This is a genomic window from Desulfofalx alkaliphila DSM 12257 (assembly GCF_000711975.1).
GTDB classification, from domain to species: Bacteria; Bacillota; Desulfotomaculia; order Desulfotomaculales; family Desulfohalotomaculaceae; genus Desulfofalx; species Desulfofalx alkaliphila.
The window spans coordinates 1-18,446 of the sequence record NZ_JONT01000030.1 but is presented as its reverse complement, the minus strand read 5'-3'; the positions used below and the strand labels follow the sequence as shown (position 1 = coordinate 18,446).

Sequence of the window (18,446 nt, the reverse complement as noted above, 5' to 3'; positions counted from 1 at the left end):
CCACCGTCAATGAAGATGGGCTGGTCACCGCCGTTGGTGTCGGAACTGCCACCATTACCGTTACTACTAACGAAGGCAATTTCACCGACAGCATCACCGTAACAGTAACTGAGGCCTCGTCAGAGCCGGTAGTGTTCACAGTTGCCGGTGACGGAGTGTACGGAGGCTTGAAGGAATACACATTAAGCCAACTTCAAGCTTTTGGTATAACCACAGGTGAATACATTTATACTTCCTCAGGGCAGACAGTAACAGATAACTGCACGGGAGTGCTACTGGCTGAAGTGCTTGCTGATGCCGGCATCACCGACCCCACTAGTGAGATAGACGTTGTGACTGCCGACGGTTATAGCCATGATAGCTATAGTGTAACCTTGCAGGATGTCATAGATGACGCGTATTTAGTAACCTACATGATTAATGATGAGGTTTTTGAAGATAAGAGCAAAGACGGTAGCAAATCCTCCACCATCCGAATTTACCGCAACTATGACGATGGTTCAGGCTGGCTTAATCGGATGACATTGATTACCGGAGTAGAAGTTACTCAACCGTTGAAGCCAAGATATGAATTAACTCCGGTGGATGATGCTGCTTATGTCGCTACTATTGAAGATGGTATTAATACCATGACCGTTAACGACAGTATATCTGGGTTTAAATACTTCACAATAAGCATTGAACCGGTTATTGTCCACGATGGTGAAGAAACCGTAGTATTTACACATTTAAGAAACGGTGGTCAGTTAGCAATTAACGCCACCAGAGCTGATTTTGACATAGAAGTGATTGATACTGCCCAGGCTGGTTTTAATGTTCAACCGGGTGACGTGATTAAGGTTTACGTTGTTAATGAACTAAGCAATTCAACAGGCTATAACCCCATAATTCTACAGTAGTGCTATATTCTAAACTAACCCATCCCATCTCATTGGTTTTTGTAAGGTTTAGATTTATCAAACCCGCAATGGGTCAACTGAAACCTTAATATAATTGGTTGCGATCAATCTATGTTAAGATGAAATTTGCCTTAAAGGAGTGACCGAAATGAAGCGCAGAATAGTAGTATTAATACAAATAGTTTTGCTACTACTAATATGTGCTCCGGCTATTGCAGTAGCCAATGGTGCAGATATTAGTTTGAATTTAAATAAAAATACAGCTTCAGTTGGCGAAAGTGTTACGGCCGCCGGCAAAACGATTCCAAATTCCTGGGTACCCATTAAAATAATTGATGCTGACAAGAATATAGTGGTATTTGATGCAAAAAAAGCCGATGCCAGCGGTAATTACAGCATTGATTTCAAAGTACCAGCAGATGTTACCGGTGTATTAACGGTTGTTGTTGGTGAAGGTACTAATGTAGCTAATAAAACTTTGACCGTGGGAACAGGGGCACCGGTTGATACCGAAGCCCCAACCTGGCCGTCTAGCAGCACATTGAGTGCAAGCAATGTGACCAGGAATGGGCTAACATTAACCTGGGGTGCTGCTGTTGATAACGTGGGAGTTACAGCATACAAAATTTATAAAAATGGTACTGAGATTGCAACAATCGGCTTTGTTGCAAACAGAACCTACAATGTCACCGGGCTTACCGCCGGTACAAGTTACACTTTTAAGGTAGAAGCAGGGGATGCGGCCAACAACTGGAGCACAAACGGGCCAAAAATCACTGTGACGACGAGTTCTTCTAGCGGAGGCGGTGGAGGCGGCGGTGGCGGCACCATTACACCTAGCCAATCTGAAACCGAAGTCAGTAAATCCATCATAGCTGCAACCGGGGGAACTGTTGATTGCGAAGAACTTACCGTAGAAATCCCTGCCGGTGCCCTGCCAGGCAACGCCACATTTAGCGCCAACAAGCTGACACAAAGTGAAGCCAACAAAATTGTACCAGAAGGGATGCGGGTTAAGCTGGGTAGTGACGTTTACCAAATTACCACCACAGGCAGTAGAAACTTTGGTGACAACACTATTACCATTAAGCTTGCCTACAATGCATCTAAAATAGCAGCCGATGAACAGCCGGTGCTGCACTACTATGATGAGGTAACGGAGAAGTGGGTACCGTTGGAAACCGAGATAGTGCAAGAAAACGGCAAATGGTATGCCATTACTCATGTTAACCACTTGACTAAGTTTGCTGTTTTTAGCACTGTCAAGGGTGAAGAAATTAAAGAGCCAGTAAAAGTAATTAAGCTCACCGTCGGTCAGGTGGCAGCCAAAGTAAATGGTAATGCCTACACTATGGATACCGCGCCTTATGTTGACACCCAAGCAAATCGGACGCTGGTACCTGTACGCTTTGTAAGCGAAGCTTTGGGAGCCAAAGTTAATTGGAATGCCGAGACCCGTGAGGTGAACATCACCGACGGAGGCAAAGATATTATGTTAACTATTGGTTCTAATAACGTATTAGTTAACGGGCAAACAAAAGTAATTGACTGTGCTCCCACAGTGGTGCTGCCCGGTCGCACATTTGTTCCCTTGCGGTTTGTTAGTGAGACTTTAGGCGCCACAGTGGACTATGATGCGGTTACCAAAGAAATAACAATTAATAGATAATCTATAACATACATTTTCTACAAAAGTACGTTTGTATTGGGCGCGATTCATCGCGCCCAATACAAAAAAGACGACTTTGTATTTTATTTTACCTTGTTAACTTTATTCATCAACGTTTGAGTTGGAAAGGGGCATATATAAATTGCTTAAAAAAACTAAGCAATTATTTTTAATACTAACTGCACTGTTATTATTGATATCGCTGTTAGCTGGTTGTGGCGGTGGAGATAGTAGCCAAACACCGGTTAGCGAAGCAGACCCTGTTGATGTAGAAAGTGTACTTACCATCGAAGGCAGCGGGGTATCCGACACCATCCGGCTCACCTTGCGAGAACTTCAAGAGATGCAGTTAGAAATTGTTCAAGATGATTATTTTTCTCTGAACAATTGGGGTACGGAACAATATTTTTCTTTTAAAGGTGTTTCGCTTTGGGAGTTATTAAACAAGGTCGGAATAAAGGATAGTGCTCAGCAGGTGGAGATTATCTCAGTGGATGGTTATGCTGTCACTTATACCATTGCCGAGGTGAAGCGAGATGATTATATTGATGAGCATAATCCAGAGAAAAAATACATAATGATTATAGCCTGGGAAGAGGATGGTAGAGCCTATGACCCAACAAAATACCCCTTCCGCTTAGTTATGGGTCAAAAGGAACCAGGTGACATTAACAAGCAGAATTGGGTGGCAAAGGTGAAGACTATCAAAGTAGATTAGGTGGTGGGAGTGGTTATATTTGGACAGAAAGAGGCTTTACCTTGGTTTGTTTGTGGCGTTTGTTGTATTAATCTTTGTATTTACCCGCTTTTTAACCGGTGGAAGAAGTGCTATTTCCGCAATTACTGGGCTGTACACTGAAAAAGTAAATGTCCAGGAAATAACTGGCGACTTTAAGCCGGGTTATGTTGAGGATAATTTTCCCGCGGTGCAAAATATATATCAAGTCCAAGATGAACAGCAAAATGTAATTGGTTATGGATTTATTGTTAAAACATCAGGTTATAATGGGCCAATGACAATTGCAGTGACTGTTGATGGGTACGCCGATCAAGTGAAAGGGATTAAAGTACTGGAACATGTGGAAACACCTGTATACGCTGAGTATCTTTCTGAGCGGTGGTTTACCGATCGGTTTAAAGGTAAAAGCTTGGGCGAATACTTAAATTTGGTGGTGCTTGATCCGGAAAACCCCAGTGATATTGTGCAAATAACCGGGGCCACCATAAGTAGCCAGGCAGTTGTAAACGGTGTAAACTCAGCTATCGGAGCCTACAATTATTTAAAGAATGGCCAAAGGATGGCTGCGGTGCCGGCAGTGGTGGATAAGCTAATTGTCCGAGATGAAAACAGCTTCACTGTTCATTGGGGAACTGATGAGTTCATTAGGATTACGGTGGATGAGTTAAAAAAGCACCCTACTGTGAAGGAATCCACAGTGTTAATGAGGACCAGTGGTACCAGGGAAAACATAGTGGCCGAAGGGCCATTGCTTAGCGAAGTGTTAAAAAGGCACGGTATAAAATTAGCTGACTATCAAGGGATTGGGGTCACCGGTAGGGATGGTTACTATGCGCTTATGCCCAAGGAGCTATTGGAAAAGCGCCGGATTATTCTGGCCCATAAAGTGAACGGTGAAGAAATACTTAAAGAAGATGAGCCAGTTCGCGTGGTAGTCCCCGATGAAATGGGTGTTTACTGGGTAAGAATGGTTTCAAACATTGATTTATATTCTGATATCGCTGAAAAGGATGTTAAATCTGTTAAAATCTTTGAACCCTTAACCAGAGATATTGAACCATATCTCTACGAATACTATGGTAGTAAGGATGAGGCCATAGAGATTGGTAAGATACTTGCTAAATTTGATAATGTCAACACCGCAGGCTTTTTCACCATGGTATCATCAGACGGCTTGTTAAAAAATGAAGTGATAAACATGGTTAGGCAGCGTTATTATATCAAAATATCCGGGGAAGGTGCCCCGATGAATATCGCCCCAAACTTTAAACTAGGTATGAATGTAAAGAACATGGCTTATTTTTCCACCACAGAGGATGCTGTTATTTTTCCCCAAGAGATGCAAAAGATAACGGGGTTAGCTGAACTCAATGGGCAAAAGGGTATGAATTTGCATAGCGTACTGATTGGTGTGGGGGTTATAACCCCTCAGGACAAACAGTTTGAATTGGTTAATACTGCCGGACAAAAAATTGAAATTTCCGGAAGAGATTTAGACAAATGCGTTTTAGTACACCAAGGTGATGGAAAGATTATAGCATTCCTCCAGGATGTTAATGGCTTAGTTCAATTAGATGATCTATTAGAAATAAATGAACTAACCTAATTCTATCGGGGTGTAGTTAGTTGACTAGGAAGCAAAGCAAGATAGAAAAATTGCGCCTGAGAGTCCAATTGTTAATATTTGCGGTGGTGTGCCTTTCTTTTATTATTTACAGGCTATATTTAAACGGAATAATAGACTTCAAGCTATTCAGCATACATACATTAACCCCCTTTGGTGGGTTAGGAATGATGTATCATTGGCTGATAGATAGCACCTATGTGTTAGATTATACTACGCCGTCTTTTTTATTGGCCACTGCCATTATCATACTGGCACTACTGGGCACCCGTTTTTTTTGTGGTTGGATATGTCCCTTCGGTTCACTAAACGATTATATCAATCAGAAAGATTATGAGTTGCCCGCAAAAACTGATGCTTTCCTGCGCTACATTAAGTATTTTGTACTGTTCTTTATTATTTTTTCAAAAATACTTGTAGGAACATGTGTATTGACCGGTTTTGATCCCTGGATCGCATTTGCCAATATTCCAGCATTACCCGGTGCTTTTAAAGAAATACCCTATGCTTTTCTGGTATTATTGCTGGTTCTTATCGGGGCATTTTTTATCAAACGATTTTTTTGTCGTTATCTTTGTCCGTTGGGTGCTCTGCAAGGCATATTGGTTGGCACCGGCCTTGTTAGATTAAAAAGACAAGGGGCAATAATATGTAATAATTGTTACAACTGTTCAATCCAATGCCCGGTAAATTTAAAACCCGGTATACAGCGGAGTATAGATTTAGCAGAATGTATTGGTTGCCTGAGATGCACTGGGGATAATTGTTCCAGAGGAACAACTCTCCTTGAAATGACCTTCATGAATAAAAGATTAAAACCGTATCCTTATTTGACGATCGCTTTTTTATTATTTTTTGGCATTTATTTAGGTGTTGGGTATAACGGCACCTTGGGTGCCAGCGGTACTGCCGATAGTAGCATAATATCCCGCAATATCTATCATGATGGGATCTACTACGGCACAGGAGTAGGTTTTGCCCCAGGGCTGAGGGTGAAAATTGAGGTTGCCAATGGACAGATAATTAAAATCGATGTTGTAAAGCATTCAGAGACCAGTGGTTATTATGAAGAAGCATTTATCAAAATAACTGACGGGATTATTAATAGTCAATCCACCGAAGTGGATGTGATATCCGGTGCCACTTATACCTGTAAAGGTGTTATTGAAGCAGTTGAAGATGCGCTAGAAGAAGCAAGACCATAACTCAATGATTAACCTACTTTGCAAAGTGGGTGGTAAAAAATGATATGGCAAAAGTTTATTGCTAGATTTTCGGTGTTAGACTTAATTACTATTGCCATGATTTCGGCTATGGGCATTGCTACCAAGCCAATTATTGTGCCCATTGCCCATATTATAACTGGGCCGTTGCTTATTCCCGGTGGGGTTGTGGCAGGCGGGTTTTATATGATGTGGCCGGTACTGGGGGCCGGTCTTGTAGGAAAAGGCGGAGCGGCCACTTTAATAGGCTTTGTACAGGCATTATTAATATTTGGTACGGGTCTTTTTGGTTCCCATGGGGTAATGACGTTAGTTAGTTATACATTGCCCGGCGTGACCATTGACCTGGCACTGTGGCTAATAAGACATAGAGTTTGCTGCTTACCATGCGCATTTTTAGCTGGTATGGCGGCTAATATTTGTGGCGCTACCCTGGTAAATATACTTTTTTTTCGCTTGCCTTTGGTGCCCTTAATGCTTGCTTTAACGGTGGCTGCCCTGTCTGGTGGATTGGGAGGTATTATTGCTTATAAGGTATTGCTTCAGTTGAAAAAAACAGGACTTGTGCAAAAGACACTGGATGATGGTAACAGTACACCATAAATAATTTAGGAAGCAATGTGGAGTTGGTTGGGGAGGTAAATACCTAGGTGAACATAAACAATAGGTTAGTTTATTGGTCAATAGGTTTATTAATTGTGATGGCTGTAGCGCTAATATATCTAATGCCGAGTATGGATGAGCAAAGTGACAGTTTGACTATTATCAAAAAAGGTCAGCAAGTAAAAATATTTACAATGGAAGAGATTAAAGCGCTGCCGGCGGTAACCAGACAGGTAACCATTCGTTCAGCCAGTGAAGGAATAAACACCTATAACTTTACCGGTACACCGGTGCGGGAAGTTCTAATTAAGGCGGATGAAGAGATATTGCAGGGTAGTAAAGAGGTCACTGTTAAGGGCATGGACTATTTTACGGTGGTATTTGCCTGTGAGGAAATTATGGAAGATGATAATGTGCTGTTGGTTTATGCCCAGGATGATCAACCCTTGGGAGACAGATCCAGTGGTGGTACCGGACCATTCCGAATTATCATTTTAAGAGATCAGTTTGGCATGAGAGCGGTAAAATATGTTGACACCTTGGAGGTTAACTGATATGGGTGCTGTGGTGGTAAACAGGCTTAGTTATTGCTACCCAGACGGAAAACAGGTTCTTAAAAACATATCTTTTAGTGTAGGGCGGGGATCAATGGTGGCAGTTTTAGGTTTAAGTGGTTGCGGCAAAAGCACCCTTTGCCTGTGCCTAGCAGGTATAATCCCTCACTATATGGGTGGGAAAATGACCGGCCGGGTTCTGATTAACGGTCTGGATACTAGCCAATATAAAATTGCCCGGTTGGCCAGAGAAGTGGGAGTTGTTTTTCAAGATCCCGATACTCAGCTATTTTCGCCCACTGTGGAAGATGAGGTTGCCTTTGCGCCGGAAAACCTGTGTTTACCTCCCCTTCAAATCAGGCAACGGGTTGATTCTGTTTTAGACATGGTCGGAATTAATGATTTGCGTTATGAAAACCAAAATACTTTATCCGGTGGTCAAAAACACTTGGTGGCTTTGGCGTCAGTTTTAGCCCTGGACCCGTCTGTCTTAGTACTGGACGAGGTGCTGGCCCAGTTAGATACGGCTGCAAAAAGAAAAGTTACTGATTTATTGATTTATCTTCGCCAACAGGGAAAAACAGTAATTATTGTAGAACAGGATCTAATTGCTTCTGCAATGGCCGACAGAGTGTTACTGATAGATAATGGGATGTTGGTTGAGGATAAAGAAGCAACTTTATTCCTACAGGATAAGGCATTGCTTGCCAGACATAAGTTGCTTGTAACCTAGGCCTGGAGGTGGGTTATGGCCTTTATAGAGATGGTAGATGTAAGTTTTAAATACCCCAGACAGAAAAAACTCTTACTTAATAATATCAATTTAAACATTGACAAAAGGGGAATCACCGTTTTAACAGGAGCTAACGGCAGTGGCAAAACTACTATATCCAAATTAATGGTAGGAGTACTGGAGCCGACAAGTGGTTATATCACATTAAATGGGCAAAGGATTTCTACAATGACCTTGGCCCAAATAGGTCGCATTGTGGGGTATGTTTTTCAAAACCCGGACAGGCAATTCTTTTGCCCAACGGTGGCAGAGGAAATTGGATTTGGCCTACAGAACCAAGGTTTGCCAGACCATCAAGTGCAGCGCTTGGTTAATGAAAATTTATCTTACTTTGAACTGGAACACCTTGCTCAAAGCTTTCCCACACAATTAAGTATGGGGGAAAAAAGGCGCTTGGCCATTGCAGCAACTTTAGCTTTGGAGCCGGAATTAATAATCCTAGATGAACCCACCACTGGATTAGATGCCTATCGTAAGCAGTTATTAGGGAACTGTTTAGAAAAAATACTTGCTACAGGGCGAGGTGTATTTATGGTTAGCCATGATAAAAGTTTTATTAACAAGTATGCTACACGCATAATTAGCCTCGAAAGGGGCCGGTTAACAGAACAATTGTAGAGGTGTTAGAGTGAAAAACCTTGACCCCAGGGCAAAAATAGTTGTGGTGTTATGTTTGTCTACCCTGGCTCTTTATTATAATTCACCAGGCCCATTGCTTATATTGTTGATTATTACATTATTGTTGCTGCAAATATATAAAACTAACTATCTTGGTATAATATACAGATTTCGCCGCCTGATGCCGGTATTATTGTTACTCCTTATTGTGCAAAGTGTTTTTACGAGCCATGGCGAGGCGCTGATTATCTTAGGAGAGGTAAATATTCTTACCACAGGTGGAATATTTACCACCCTGTGTGTTTTATTAAGGATGCTAATATTGTTGGGTTCGGCTATGATTGTTGCAACCAGTAACTCTAGGGAATATGTGCTGGCCTTGGTGCAATTAAAAATTCCATATGAGATAGCATTCATGGTTTTGGTGGCCATACGTTTTTTGCCAATATTTGTTCAAGAGGCTAAAGACACAATGGTTGCTATCCAATTACGCGGTGTTGATATACAGAAGGTAGGCTGGGGTAAAAAAATAAAGGTTTTTACTTACATTTTTACTCCCTTAATTAGAAATGTAATGATCAAAGCTAATCAACTGGCTATTGTTATGGAGGCAAGGGGATTTAGAGTTTACCCACAGCGTACCTACTTGCATGTACTGAAATATAATTTATTGGATTACACAGTAACAATAGTATCTATAGGTCTGACCTTGGCCGCACTAACTCTGTCGATTGTTGGTGAAAACATATGGATAATGTTAATAAATACATAACTGTAGGTCTTTTATTGCTAGCTATCGCCAGTATTATAGCTATTTATGTAATACAAGACCAACCAAAATTGGATGGTAATTTATCCTTGGAGATTTACAAGGATGGTGACTTATACCAAGAAGTAGATTTGTCTGTTTCTCAAAACAGCCAAATTACCATCACCGGTGGAGAAGGAAACTTCAACGTAGTAGAAATAAAAGATGGATTAGTCAGGGTTAAAGAAGCAGATTGTCCAAATCAAGTGTGCGTAAAAACAGGTTGGCTGAGTATGCCCGGTCAAACAGCCTTTTGTGCGCCAAATCGGTTAAAGATTACCATAAAGGGCAAATCAAATGAAGTTGACGCGTTAACATACTAATCACTGGCTTCCGGTGGGCACACCCACTATTTTGTAAAAATATTAAGGGGTGTTAGAAGTTGAATACAAAGCGTCTGGTGCTAATTTCACTTTTTGTAGCTCTGGCTATGGCCCTAAATATCTTTGAGCGTGCCATTTATATACCCTCACATCCAGGAGTGAAATTGGGTTTAGCTAACGTGATTACATTATTATCAATATTATTATTGGGATGGAAAGACGCCTTTTATGTGGTGTTTATTAGGTGTACCTTGGGGGCATTGCTATTTGGCAATCCAATCAGTTTTTTGTTTAGTATTACAGGGGGGCTGCTTAGCGCCTTAGTGATGGTTTTATTGTGGGAGTTATTAACAAAATATGTTAGCATTGTCAACATTAGTATGGTTGGGGCAGTAACCCATAATATCGGACAGCTATTGGTGGCTAGCCTGATAATGCAGGATTTCTCTGTTTACACATTGTTGCCAATATTAATGATTTCAGCATTAATAACCGGTTATGTTGTTGGCTTGATTACCAATCATGTATATAAATCTTTGGTCAACAGGAATATAACTGCGTATGGTTAGTATTTAAAAGGCTTCTAATGTTGATTAAGGAAGTGATTTTTTTGAAAGTCTTCTCGGTTTTTGGAGTTACCCAATCCGGTAAAACCACAACTGTTGAAAAAATTATTAACGAACTCTGTAAAAGGGGTTATCGGGTTGGCTCAATTAAAAATATTCACTTTGAAGGATTTGCACTGGATACTGTTGGTACTAATACCTGGCGGCATAAGCAAGCTGGGGCTGAAATGGTAGTGGCTAGGGGTTTGATGGAAACAGATGTGTTAATTCCTCAAAAACTACCCTTAGAAAAAATACTAACATTTTTTGACCATGATTATGTGGTTATGGAAGGGATTTCCAATACACTTGTCCCGAAAATTCTATGTGTCAAGAATGAAAAAGAAATTGAGGAGCGCAAAAATGATTTGGTAATTGCTTTATCCGGACGTATATCTAATGTAAAAACCACTTATAAGGGTATTCCGGTTTTTAACGCCCTATTAGATGCTGAGAGACTAGTGGATTTTATTGAGGATAAAATGAACCATTATTTACCATTTATCAATGAGATTGAGCATTGTCAAAAATGTGGTAGCAGCTGCCGAACATTAGCATCTCAAATATTAAAGGGTAAAGCAAAGAGCTCAGAATGCATGGTTAGCAATGAAGTTACTGTTAAACTTGGCAGTCAGGAAATATCTTTAGATTACTTTCAACAATTAAATATTAAACGCAGATTAGAAAAGGTATTTTCCCAATTAGACAGTTATGACCCAGATCGTGATATTACTATTAAAATAAGGAAGACGAAAAATGGAATGGCAGTCTAGGCTGGAAGAGTTATTAAGAGTAAGAATTTTAAATTACCATCGAAAATTCAGTTTTAGAAATAGAGTTTTTTTAGTGGATACAATAAACAGAGAAACAGTGAAGTCTAAATATATAATTAAGGAATATGTCAATGGAAAAGCCGATCAAGAGACTGCCATAATATGTAACCTAAGACAAAAGGGTCTTTTGGTGCCCCGAATAATTTGGAGCAACAGCAGAGTAATTATTATGGAGTATATAGAAGGAATCCTTTTGACAGATTTATTGACAAATCCCAAGACAATCCACCAATCTTGGGTTAATAGCCTTGCTAAGTGGCTCTATCATTTACACAGTACTGAGAGGCAAGGTGAATATTGTTTTTGCAAATCAGACTTAAACCTGCGTAATTTTATATTTACCGGAGATAATTTTTACGGTATTGATTTTGAAGATATATGTATTACTCACCCTGAAAGGGATTTAGGCGGTATTAGCTCATTCATATTAACTAATGATCCTATGTTTGCCCAGTGGAAATTCAAAGTCTGTTCGTCATTGGTTAAGGCTTATGTAAATGTTGCTAATACTCAATTAGATTATCGACTAATAGAATATTATTTATTGGAAGAGTTAAAGGCAACTGCATCACGAAGGGAAAAACAGCGTGATTACTTGCTAAATAAAATAAAGGAGTTAAACCTTAAAGGCAATTTAATAGTTTTCAATAATTAAACAAACCATCATTAATAATAGATGGTTTGTTTATATGGAATCAATTTTCGGGTGCGTCTCTGTAGGTGGAGTGTTGTGAATTATACTCATTTATACTTTCATATTTATTAAGTAAACCCTTATTATATTTAGCCACCTGATTTCTAATTACAGCAATATGTTTTTCCTCTGCTTTTGCAAGATCAGAAAAAAGTGCTGCCATATCTTGGTTATCACTGTCTTGGGATTCCCTCATATAACGAACGTATTGAATAAGTGCCTGTTCCTTTTGGTGTAGAGCCTCTTGTAAATGGCTAAGCGTATGCATGCCAATCCCTCTTTTCTTTAATTTTTTTAATAAGTTTACCCGATATGTTGTTTAGTATTCTTTTTATATTTGATTATCAACTTAAAAAACGCGCCCCTTCAAGCGGGGCGCGTTTAAAATGGTATCGCATCGTCATTATTACTCTTTATGGGCGTGCCAACGGTCAGAATTGGGGAAGAAAAGTGACTCGCCGTAGACATCCTTCTTGAAGTTTTCAATTACCGTTTGCGCTTCTATAGAGGTTGCATAATCCACGAACTGCATCACTAGATCATACTTAACCTGCGGGAATTTTTCCGGGTTCACCGGGATTAGGGTAATGAAATTTAGCAGTGATTCGTGTTTCTCCACCAGAACATCTAAGCTGATCTCATCCTTTAGAACAAGGTAGGTGGCCCGATCCATGAAGGTATAGGCCTGTTGTTCATCGGTGTAACGCAGGGTGGCGCTATTTCCTTGGGGACCTCCCTCCCAGACTACGTACCAATCGCCCTGGGGTTCCAGTTCTGCGGCTTTCCAAAGTTCCATCTCACCGACGTGGGTGCCGGAACGGTCGCCACGGCTGATAAACAACGACTCTGTTTCCATAATTCGATTCAAGGCTTCTGAAGGGGTCAGTCCCCTAATTCCTGCGGTGTCAGACTTTGGACCAACGATGACAAAGTCGTTATACATCAGGGGGATGCGCTCGGTGCCATAACCTTCGGCAACAAACTGTTCCTCAAGGGCCCGGGCATGCACCTGCACCAGGTCAAAATCCCCGGTTTTGGACATTTCTAGGGCTTTGCCTGTACCTGCGCCCACAAATTCCACTTTAATGCCTGTTTTTTCCTCAAAGAGATTGGTCAAGGTGCCTACAATTCCGGCGTCAATGGGTCCGATAGTGCTTGCCATTCGAATGAATGGTCCCGCACTTATATAAACAGTTCGCTCGGCTTCGTTCCACTCTACGTCCTTATCCAAAGCCTCACTGACAAAGCGCAGCGGCACTAATAAGCGCTGGTTTTTCAGCATGGCCGGCGCATCAAGCTGCACATTTTTTTCGTTTACAGTGGCTTGGTTGCTGTCCACAGGCATGGTAATAACGGATTTTCCCAGCGTAACAGTGGCCGCTTGGGCGTCCTTATCCCAGTTAACTTTAGCACCTAAGGCCTCACTAACAAACCGTATAGGAACGTAAGTTCTGTTTGTATCGGTGTCAATAAAGGCCCCTTGATCCGGAAACAATACCGACTCGTCGTTAACAACCACATTTACATCAGACTGTCCGGCATAGGCTGCTGCCGCACCAATGGAAATAAACAGTAATAAAGCCAAGATAATAGATAATTGTCTTCTCATAAAGTTACCCTCCTTATAATTTTTCTACAGGATTGTGCAATGATAACTTGTCATAAACCCCCTTTCAAATAAAAAAGATCCGGGTGACTGAAAGTAAGCCAACCGGATCTAAATTGACCTGATGAAGGCTCCTTTCCACAATGGGAGGCCTACCTGTTTCCAGGTAAACCCTGTCGGCCCGATAACCGTGGATGTGACGTATCTTTTAGGTTGAAGGGGCTCGGAGCATTATTCTATTAGAATCAAAAAATAGTAAGAATCCATAGTGATATTGTCCACAAAAAATATTCGCCTTTGCCCCAGATAATTCCTGCTAGAATCTCAAATAAATTACTTAGGTATTTTCTACCATAGAAATGGAGGTATATGAAAAAACTCGATGTCTTTTGGAAAGTATGATATTTTATAGATATCTATTCTTGCACTTTGTGAGTGCCGATTTGCCAGGCAATGTATGGTCAAGGTTGGACAGTGGGAGGGTGAGGGTTTGAAACCGGAGGGCTTTGATTTTCATTCAAATTTTATTGAAATAGCCGGGTATAAAATGCACTACTTGGATGAGGGCAGTGGAGGGGTTCTGATAATGCTGCATGGTAACCCAACCTGGGGTTACCTTTACCGTAATTTTATCCCGGAACTGAGTAAAGAGTATCGCTGTATAGTGCCTGACTTTTTAGGTTTTGGCTATTCAGACAAGCCCGCCGGTGAGGATTACAGTTTACAGGCCCAATCACAACGACTTGCACAATTTATTGAAAAGATGGAGTTAAATGAAATAACTTTAGTTGTGCATGATATTGGCGGAATTGTCGGTCTGGCATGGGCTGCGGAACACAAGCACTTGGTCAAGGGGCTTGTTATTTTAAATAACAGTGGTTCGGTACCGGAAGTTTGGGGAAAAAGCCCTTATCTGCCTCCCTGGTCTTACATAGTTCTTTGGCCGTTACGAATCCCAGTAATAGGTGAAGTGATGGTAGAGAATCTAAATATCTTACATAGGCTTGTGATGCCCTTAGCTTTTTCCAGAAGGGATGTTTTCACCAAAAAAATCCGCCGGGGATTTGGGTATCCTTATAGGTGCAAGGCTGATCGAAAGGCCCAGCTAAGTACTATTAGGCAAATTCCAATCCTTAAATCAGACCCTATTTATAGAATGCTGCTGAAGACCGGACAAATGCTTAATGGCTGGCAAGTACCTGCCCAAATTATCTGGGGACTAAAGGACCCATCTTCACCACCGAGGATTATTAAGGTATTGGAACGACTTTTACCAAACCACCGACCGTCTGTGGTACTTCCCCAGGCAGGACATTTTCTTACTGAGGAACAGCCTGAAGTTGTACTGGATAAAATCAAAGAATTTCTAAAAACAATTGATAATAGCCCCAATTTAAACACATAGGAACAACAAAATAATAAAACAGTATGCCAGACTAAACCCAAAGGCAGTGCCACCAACCCATCGGTGCTTTAGTTGAGGGAAAACTCTAAATAGGCAATACAATGTTAATAGCAGTCCTACAATCATAAGAAGGGACTGGGTAAAGTTACAGGCACTGACGGTAAGCAGGTACGGAGCTTGGCTGGCAAATACTAACTGAATAAATATGGAGTTTAATTCATCAAATTTGGCTCCTAACTGATAAGAGACATGGGAGGCAGTTAACAGCGGCACAAAAGCCAAAGACATTCTCAGGTAGGGGGTAAAATTCTTACTGGAAATATGCTTTCTTAGAAATACAACAACCACTGCTAACAGTAGAGAAAATAGCAGCCAGTAAAAAAGGTTAAATAGCAGTTTCCAGTGGTCGGGATAAAGGTTTTTCAGGCTCTCTATGGTTAATGGCGGTATCAGCATGAAGGCAAAGAAAAGCACCAGCGCTGCAATGCCCCCGTGGACGTTGGAGAGCTGCCAAATTTCTCGACCTGGTGGCCTGATGCTAAAGGTGATGGAATTGTTAGGACAGTTTGTGACGCATTTTAGGCAGAGTTTACAGTTGATATTACTGTCAATGTACATGGCGTGCAGCAGCATAGGACAGCCGCTCCGGGTGTTGCCTTTAAAGCAATTAAACGTTTGACACTTATTTTGGCAGACATCCGTTTTAGCTCGCAGTTCAACCAGTGACAGGGTGGAGCAGACGGAGAAAATCGCCCCTAGGGGGCACATATAGCGGCACCAAACATGCCCTTTATATATGAAACCGCAGGTAATAGCTGCGGCTGCAATGGTGGCCAACAGCAACCCTGTTAGATATGGCGAGTCCTTTATGTTAAAAAATTCTTCATACCAAAAGATTAAACTAAACAAGAAAATAAATATTATGTAATAGTGGTGAGTTAAATACTTAGGCAGCTGTTTACTGTAACACTTTAGATTTTGCGCCAGTGCAGCCAGCATGGAAAAGGGGCATACTGAACAGACCACTCTACCAAGCAATAGGGCACCAAGTATGACAGCAGGGCCCAAAACCTTCCAGGTAAATACATTAATCCATTGGAATTGATGTCCTCCCCAAAAGCTTATTATAAGAACTCCCAGGAATATTACCGTCACCATCATTTGGACCCTTTGGGGCCAGGTTCTTTTATATACTAATTCTTTAAAGATTGATAAGTCCAATAAATTAAAACCGGGTCGGCTTCGGTTTACTTCGCCAATAATAATACTGTCTGCTTCAATGACTTCACCGTCTGTCAATAGCACAGCCCTATCTATAATTTCCTCTAACTCCTGGATGTTCGATTGCTGATAATCATGGGAGAGCAGCTTTTCAACGGCATCCGAGGAAAGGGTGATATTAGTTTCTTTTTCATATTTTTTACATTTTAAGTTTACAAAGTAATTAATCAGTTCGGGAATATCTCTTTTTCTGCTCCGCAAGGGATCGAGGTGAAGGCTGTTGTTAAATAATGAGGCAGTATTAATACCCGTTTTTTTTCTTTCAATATATTGGCCGGGGTCTGTCACTGTGGAGGCCATAATAATTCTAACATCCCGGTGTTGGTCTACATACTTCAACAACCTCAATAGCGTTTCTTTGGGCAGCAACTCAATATCATTTAAGTAGAGGGAGCCACCCTTAGCCAAATCAAGGTAGCTAAACTGGTACAGTTGTGAAGTTTCCTTTGACAGAGGGCCCAGCAATTTAATACCTTCCACGTCGTGAACCAGTTCCTCACAATCTACGACGATAAATGGAAACTTCTTTCTTATGCTTTTATTATGAATGAGATTGGCCACCAAAAGCTTACCTGTGCCCTTTTCTCCGGTGATTAACAAAGGCTCACAGTGTTTAGCTTGCTCGTCGATTATGTGACGCAGCTTTTTAGTGAATCTACTTTTACCTACCAGTTTCTTTAAATATGTTCTGGATTCCAGCAAAAAGTTGGACAGGGCCAGTTGTTTATTCTTAACGGAGGTCTTTTTAATGTTTATTTGCTTTAGTTGATATGAGAGATTTTTAATGATGGTGTTGTTAATTTGTGGAATTAGTTGAATAAGCTTTTGGAAGGCTTCGTCGTCAAAGATTATAATCTTGCTTCTTTTGGCCGAATTAATGCTTACATGGGATGGTTCCCCGGTAAGTAAACAAATATCACCATAGTAATCTCCGGCTAACAGTCGATGCAATACAAATTTTTCCCCAAACTCATCTTCAACATAAACCTCTAATTCCCCATGAAGAACAATGAAGAAATTTCGCAGCATATCTCCCTGTGATACAATGTGTTGGTTGTTGCGGAGGGTGACTATATTACAACCCTTGCTGATAATATGTAACTGGTCAGCAGGCACATCTTTAAACAAGTTGAGTCCTTGTAAGGTTTCATAAACCAGGGATTTAGGCGCTTGCAGTGAAAACAACATATCATCACCCCCCGGGTCAGTTTAAGATAGTCCTACCAATTATAGTATATCTACAAAAAATTCTGTAAACAACAGTATTTTATAGATTTCTAACTATTTCAAGAACATCAAGGTTACGAATATGAAGCAGTGGCAGGCAAAGTATGGTGTATAGTAATAATCGTGATCGGTACAGTAAAATAGTTAATATGACAGTCGACCGAAACCTACAAAATTCAACAGAGGAATATAGGATAATCTGTAGAAGCATTGTGTTTAATAGAGTTTTAGGGAAAAGGGGGATGATGATTTGAATTTTAAAAAAAGCTTTAGTGTTATCCTTATGGCAGTGATGTTAGTATTAACATTTACCGGTGTTGCATTTGCAAAAGATGATGTTGGTGATATTGAGCTCATAAAATATGGCGATGAAACTAAGATGACTAATACTACACTAAGGCTTATAAATAGCTTCCTAAAATATTGTGTGCAAGCTAAAGCTGAACCTGAGATTGAATCAAGAGTAAATAAAAATTATATAATAAATGAACCTGCCAATGAAATTCCAGTGTTAATGTACCACCACCTACTGAAAGAAGAAGAAAACCCTTATATAAATAATGGGGCTGTTTTAAATGTAGAAAACTTTGAACAGCAGATGAAGATATTACATGACAACAACTATAATACCATCACCTTAAATGAACCCCCATGGATTCGTCCTTAGTCAAGTTACCATTCACAAATACATGAAGGAGCTAGGGCTCAGATCTATCGTTAGAAGAAAGAAGCCAGACTACAGAAAAGGCTCTGCTCATAAGGTTTTTCCTGATTTACTTAACCAGAATTTTTATGCCGAAAAACCGAATCGAATCTGGTGTGTTGACTTTACCTATCTCTATCTCAAAGGTGGGAAGGTGCGCTACAATTGTACGATCATTGATTTGTATGACCGTTCGGTTATTGCAACGGTAAATGGTGCGCATATCACCACTGAATTGG

Annotated in this window: 18 protein-coding genes, 2 pseudogenes and 1 riboswitch; of the genes and pseudogenes, 17 read left to right on the top strand and 3 right to left on the bottom strand. The window is 40.7% G+C overall.

Annotated features, from left to right (window positions below; translation table 11 throughout):
* From BR02_RS14460 to BR02_RS0111740, 14 genes and pseudogenes are all read left to right on the top strand, one after another.
* Nucleotides 1-899, top strand: a pseudogene (locus BR02_RS14460) (hypothetical protein); the annotation flags it as partial.
* A gap of 148 nt (nt 900-1,047) precedes the next feature.
* Entirely contained in the window at nt 1,048-2,568 is a 1,521-nt protein-coding gene (locus BR02_RS14910; protein WP_051688298.1) for a stalk domain-containing protein, read from the top strand.
* Nucleotides 2,569-2,710: 142 nt separating this feature from the next.
* The gene (locus BR02_RS0111795) at nt 2,711-3,286 is read left to right on the top strand and encodes a molybdopterin-dependent oxidoreductase (RefSeq protein WP_051688297.1); all 576 of its coding nucleotides are present in this window, start codon (nt 2,711-2,713) and stop codon (nt 3,284-3,286) included.
* 19 nt (nt 3,287-3,305) lie between these two features.
* On the top strand, nt 3,306-4,913 hold the full coding sequence (locus tag BR02_RS14905; protein ID WP_051688296.1) for an FMN-binding protein: 1,608 nt from the start codon (nt 3,306-3,308) through the stop codon (nt 4,911-4,913).
* Nucleotides 4,914-4,933: 20 nt separating this feature from the next.
* Nucleotides 4,934-6,136 carry a 4Fe-4S binding protein gene (locus BR02_RS0111785; RefSeq protein ID WP_031517338.1) on the top strand — a complete coding sequence of 401 codons (1,203 nt, stop codon included), beginning with the start codon at nt 4,934-4,936 and terminating at the stop codon, nt 6,134-6,136.
* A gap of 39 nt (nt 6,137-6,175) precedes the next feature.
* Nucleotides 6,176-6,757: an ECF transporter S component gene (locus BR02_RS0111780; RefSeq protein WP_031517336.1), complete on the top strand. Its 582-nt coding sequence runs from the start codon at nt 6,176-6,178 to the stop codon at nt 6,755-6,757.
* A gap of 47 nt (nt 6,758-6,804) precedes the next feature.
* Nucleotides 6,805-7,311 (top strand): molybdopterin-dependent oxidoreductase, encoded by a 507-nt coding sequence (locus tag BR02_RS0111775; protein ID WP_031517334.1) that lies wholly within the window; start codon nt 6,805-6,807, stop codon nt 7,309-7,311.
* 1 nt (nt 7,312) lies between these two features.
* Nucleotides 7,313-8,044, top strand: coding sequence for an energy-coupling factor ABC transporter ATP-binding protein (locus BR02_RS0111770; RefSeq protein ID WP_031517332.1), 732 nt, complete (start codon nt 7,313-7,315; stop codon nt 8,042-8,044).
* A 15-nt stretch (nt 8,045-8,059) separates the two neighbouring features.
* A complete protein-coding gene (locus BR02_RS0111765; RefSeq protein WP_031517330.1) occupies nt 8,060-8,722 on the top strand; it encodes an energy-coupling factor ABC transporter ATP-binding protein in 663 nt (220 codons plus the stop codon).
* A 10-nt stretch (nt 8,723-8,732) separates the two neighbouring features.
* Entirely contained in the window at nt 8,733-9,494 is a 762-nt protein-coding gene (locus tag BR02_RS0111760) for an energy-coupling factor transporter transmembrane component T family protein (protein ID WP_031517328.1), read from the top strand.
* Entirely contained in the window at nt 9,470-9,853 is a 384-nt protein-coding gene (locus tag BR02_RS0111755; RefSeq protein WP_031517326.1) for a NusG domain II-containing protein, read from the top strand. The genes BR02_RS0111760 and BR02_RS0111755 overlap by 25 nt, the downstream gene beginning before the upstream one ends.
* A 59-nt stretch (nt 9,854-9,912) precedes the next feature.
* The gene (locus BR02_RS0111750; RefSeq protein WP_031517324.1) at nt 9,913-10,422 is read left to right on the top strand and encodes a Gx transporter family protein; all 510 of its coding nucleotides are present in this window, start codon (nt 9,913-9,915) and stop codon (nt 10,420-10,422) included.
* A gap of 20 nt (nt 10,423-10,442) precedes the next feature.
* Nucleotides 10,443-11,231: a molybdopterin-guanine dinucleotide biosynthesis protein B gene (gene mobB / locus BR02_RS0111745; RefSeq protein ID WP_207641025.1), complete on the top strand. Its 789-nt coding sequence runs from the start codon at nt 10,443-10,445 to the stop codon at nt 11,229-11,231.
* Nucleotides 11,215-11,946: an RIO1 family regulatory kinase/ATPase domain-containing protein gene (locus BR02_RS0111740; protein ID WP_031517319.1), complete on the top strand. Its 732-nt coding sequence runs from the start codon at nt 11,215-11,217 to the stop codon at nt 11,944-11,946. Before mobB ends, BR02_RS0111740 begins: the two co-directional genes overlap by 17 nt.
* 40 nt (nt 11,947-11,986) lie before the next feature.
* Here BR02_RS0111740 and BR02_RS0111735 read toward each other — a convergent pair whose 3' ends face one another.
* Nucleotides 11,987-12,253: a hypothetical protein gene (locus tag BR02_RS0111735; protein WP_031517318.1), complete on the bottom strand. Its 267-nt coding sequence runs from the start codon at nt 12,251-12,253 to the stop codon at nt 11,987-11,989.
* A gap of 138 nt (nt 12,254-12,391) precedes the next feature.
* Nucleotides 12,392-13,594 (bottom strand): stalk domain-containing protein, encoded by a 1,203-nt coding sequence (locus BR02_RS0111730; RefSeq protein ID WP_084171036.1) that lies wholly within the window; start codon nt 13,592-13,594, stop codon nt 12,392-12,394.
* A 112-nt stretch (nt 13,595-13,706) separates the two neighbouring features.
* Nucleotides 13,707-13,832: riboswitch (molybdenum cofactor riboswitch) on the bottom strand.
* A gap of 249 nt (nt 13,833-14,081) precedes the next feature.
* Between BR02_RS0111730 and BR02_RS0111725 the strand changes: the two genes are divergently transcribed.
* On the top strand, nt 14,082-14,996 hold the full coding sequence (locus tag BR02_RS0111725; protein WP_031517314.1) for an alpha/beta fold hydrolase: 915 nt from the start codon (nt 14,082-14,084) through the stop codon (nt 14,994-14,996).
* On the opposite strand, the gene BR02_RS0111720 is transcribed toward BR02_RS0111725, so the two are convergent.
* Entirely contained in the window at nt 14,985-17,465 is a 2,481-nt protein-coding gene (locus BR02_RS0111720; RefSeq protein WP_031517312.1) for a sigma 54-interacting transcriptional regulator, read from the bottom strand. The two genes, BR02_RS0111725 and BR02_RS0111720, sit on opposite strands and share 12 nt — an antisense overlap.
* Nucleotides 17,466-17,754: 289 nt before the next feature.
* Between BR02_RS0111720 and BR02_RS0111715 the strand changes: the two genes are divergently transcribed.
* Together BR02_RS0111715 and BR02_RS15770 are read left to right on the top strand one after the other, a co-directional pair.
* A complete protein-coding gene (locus BR02_RS0111715; protein WP_031517310.1) occupies nt 17,755-18,171 on the top strand; it encodes a hypothetical protein in 417 nt (138 codons plus the stop codon).
* A 22-nt stretch (nt 18,172-18,193) separates the two neighbouring features.
* Nucleotides 18,194-18,446 (top strand): annotated as a pseudogene (locus BR02_RS15770) (IS3-like element ISRgn1 family transposase); the annotation flags it as partial.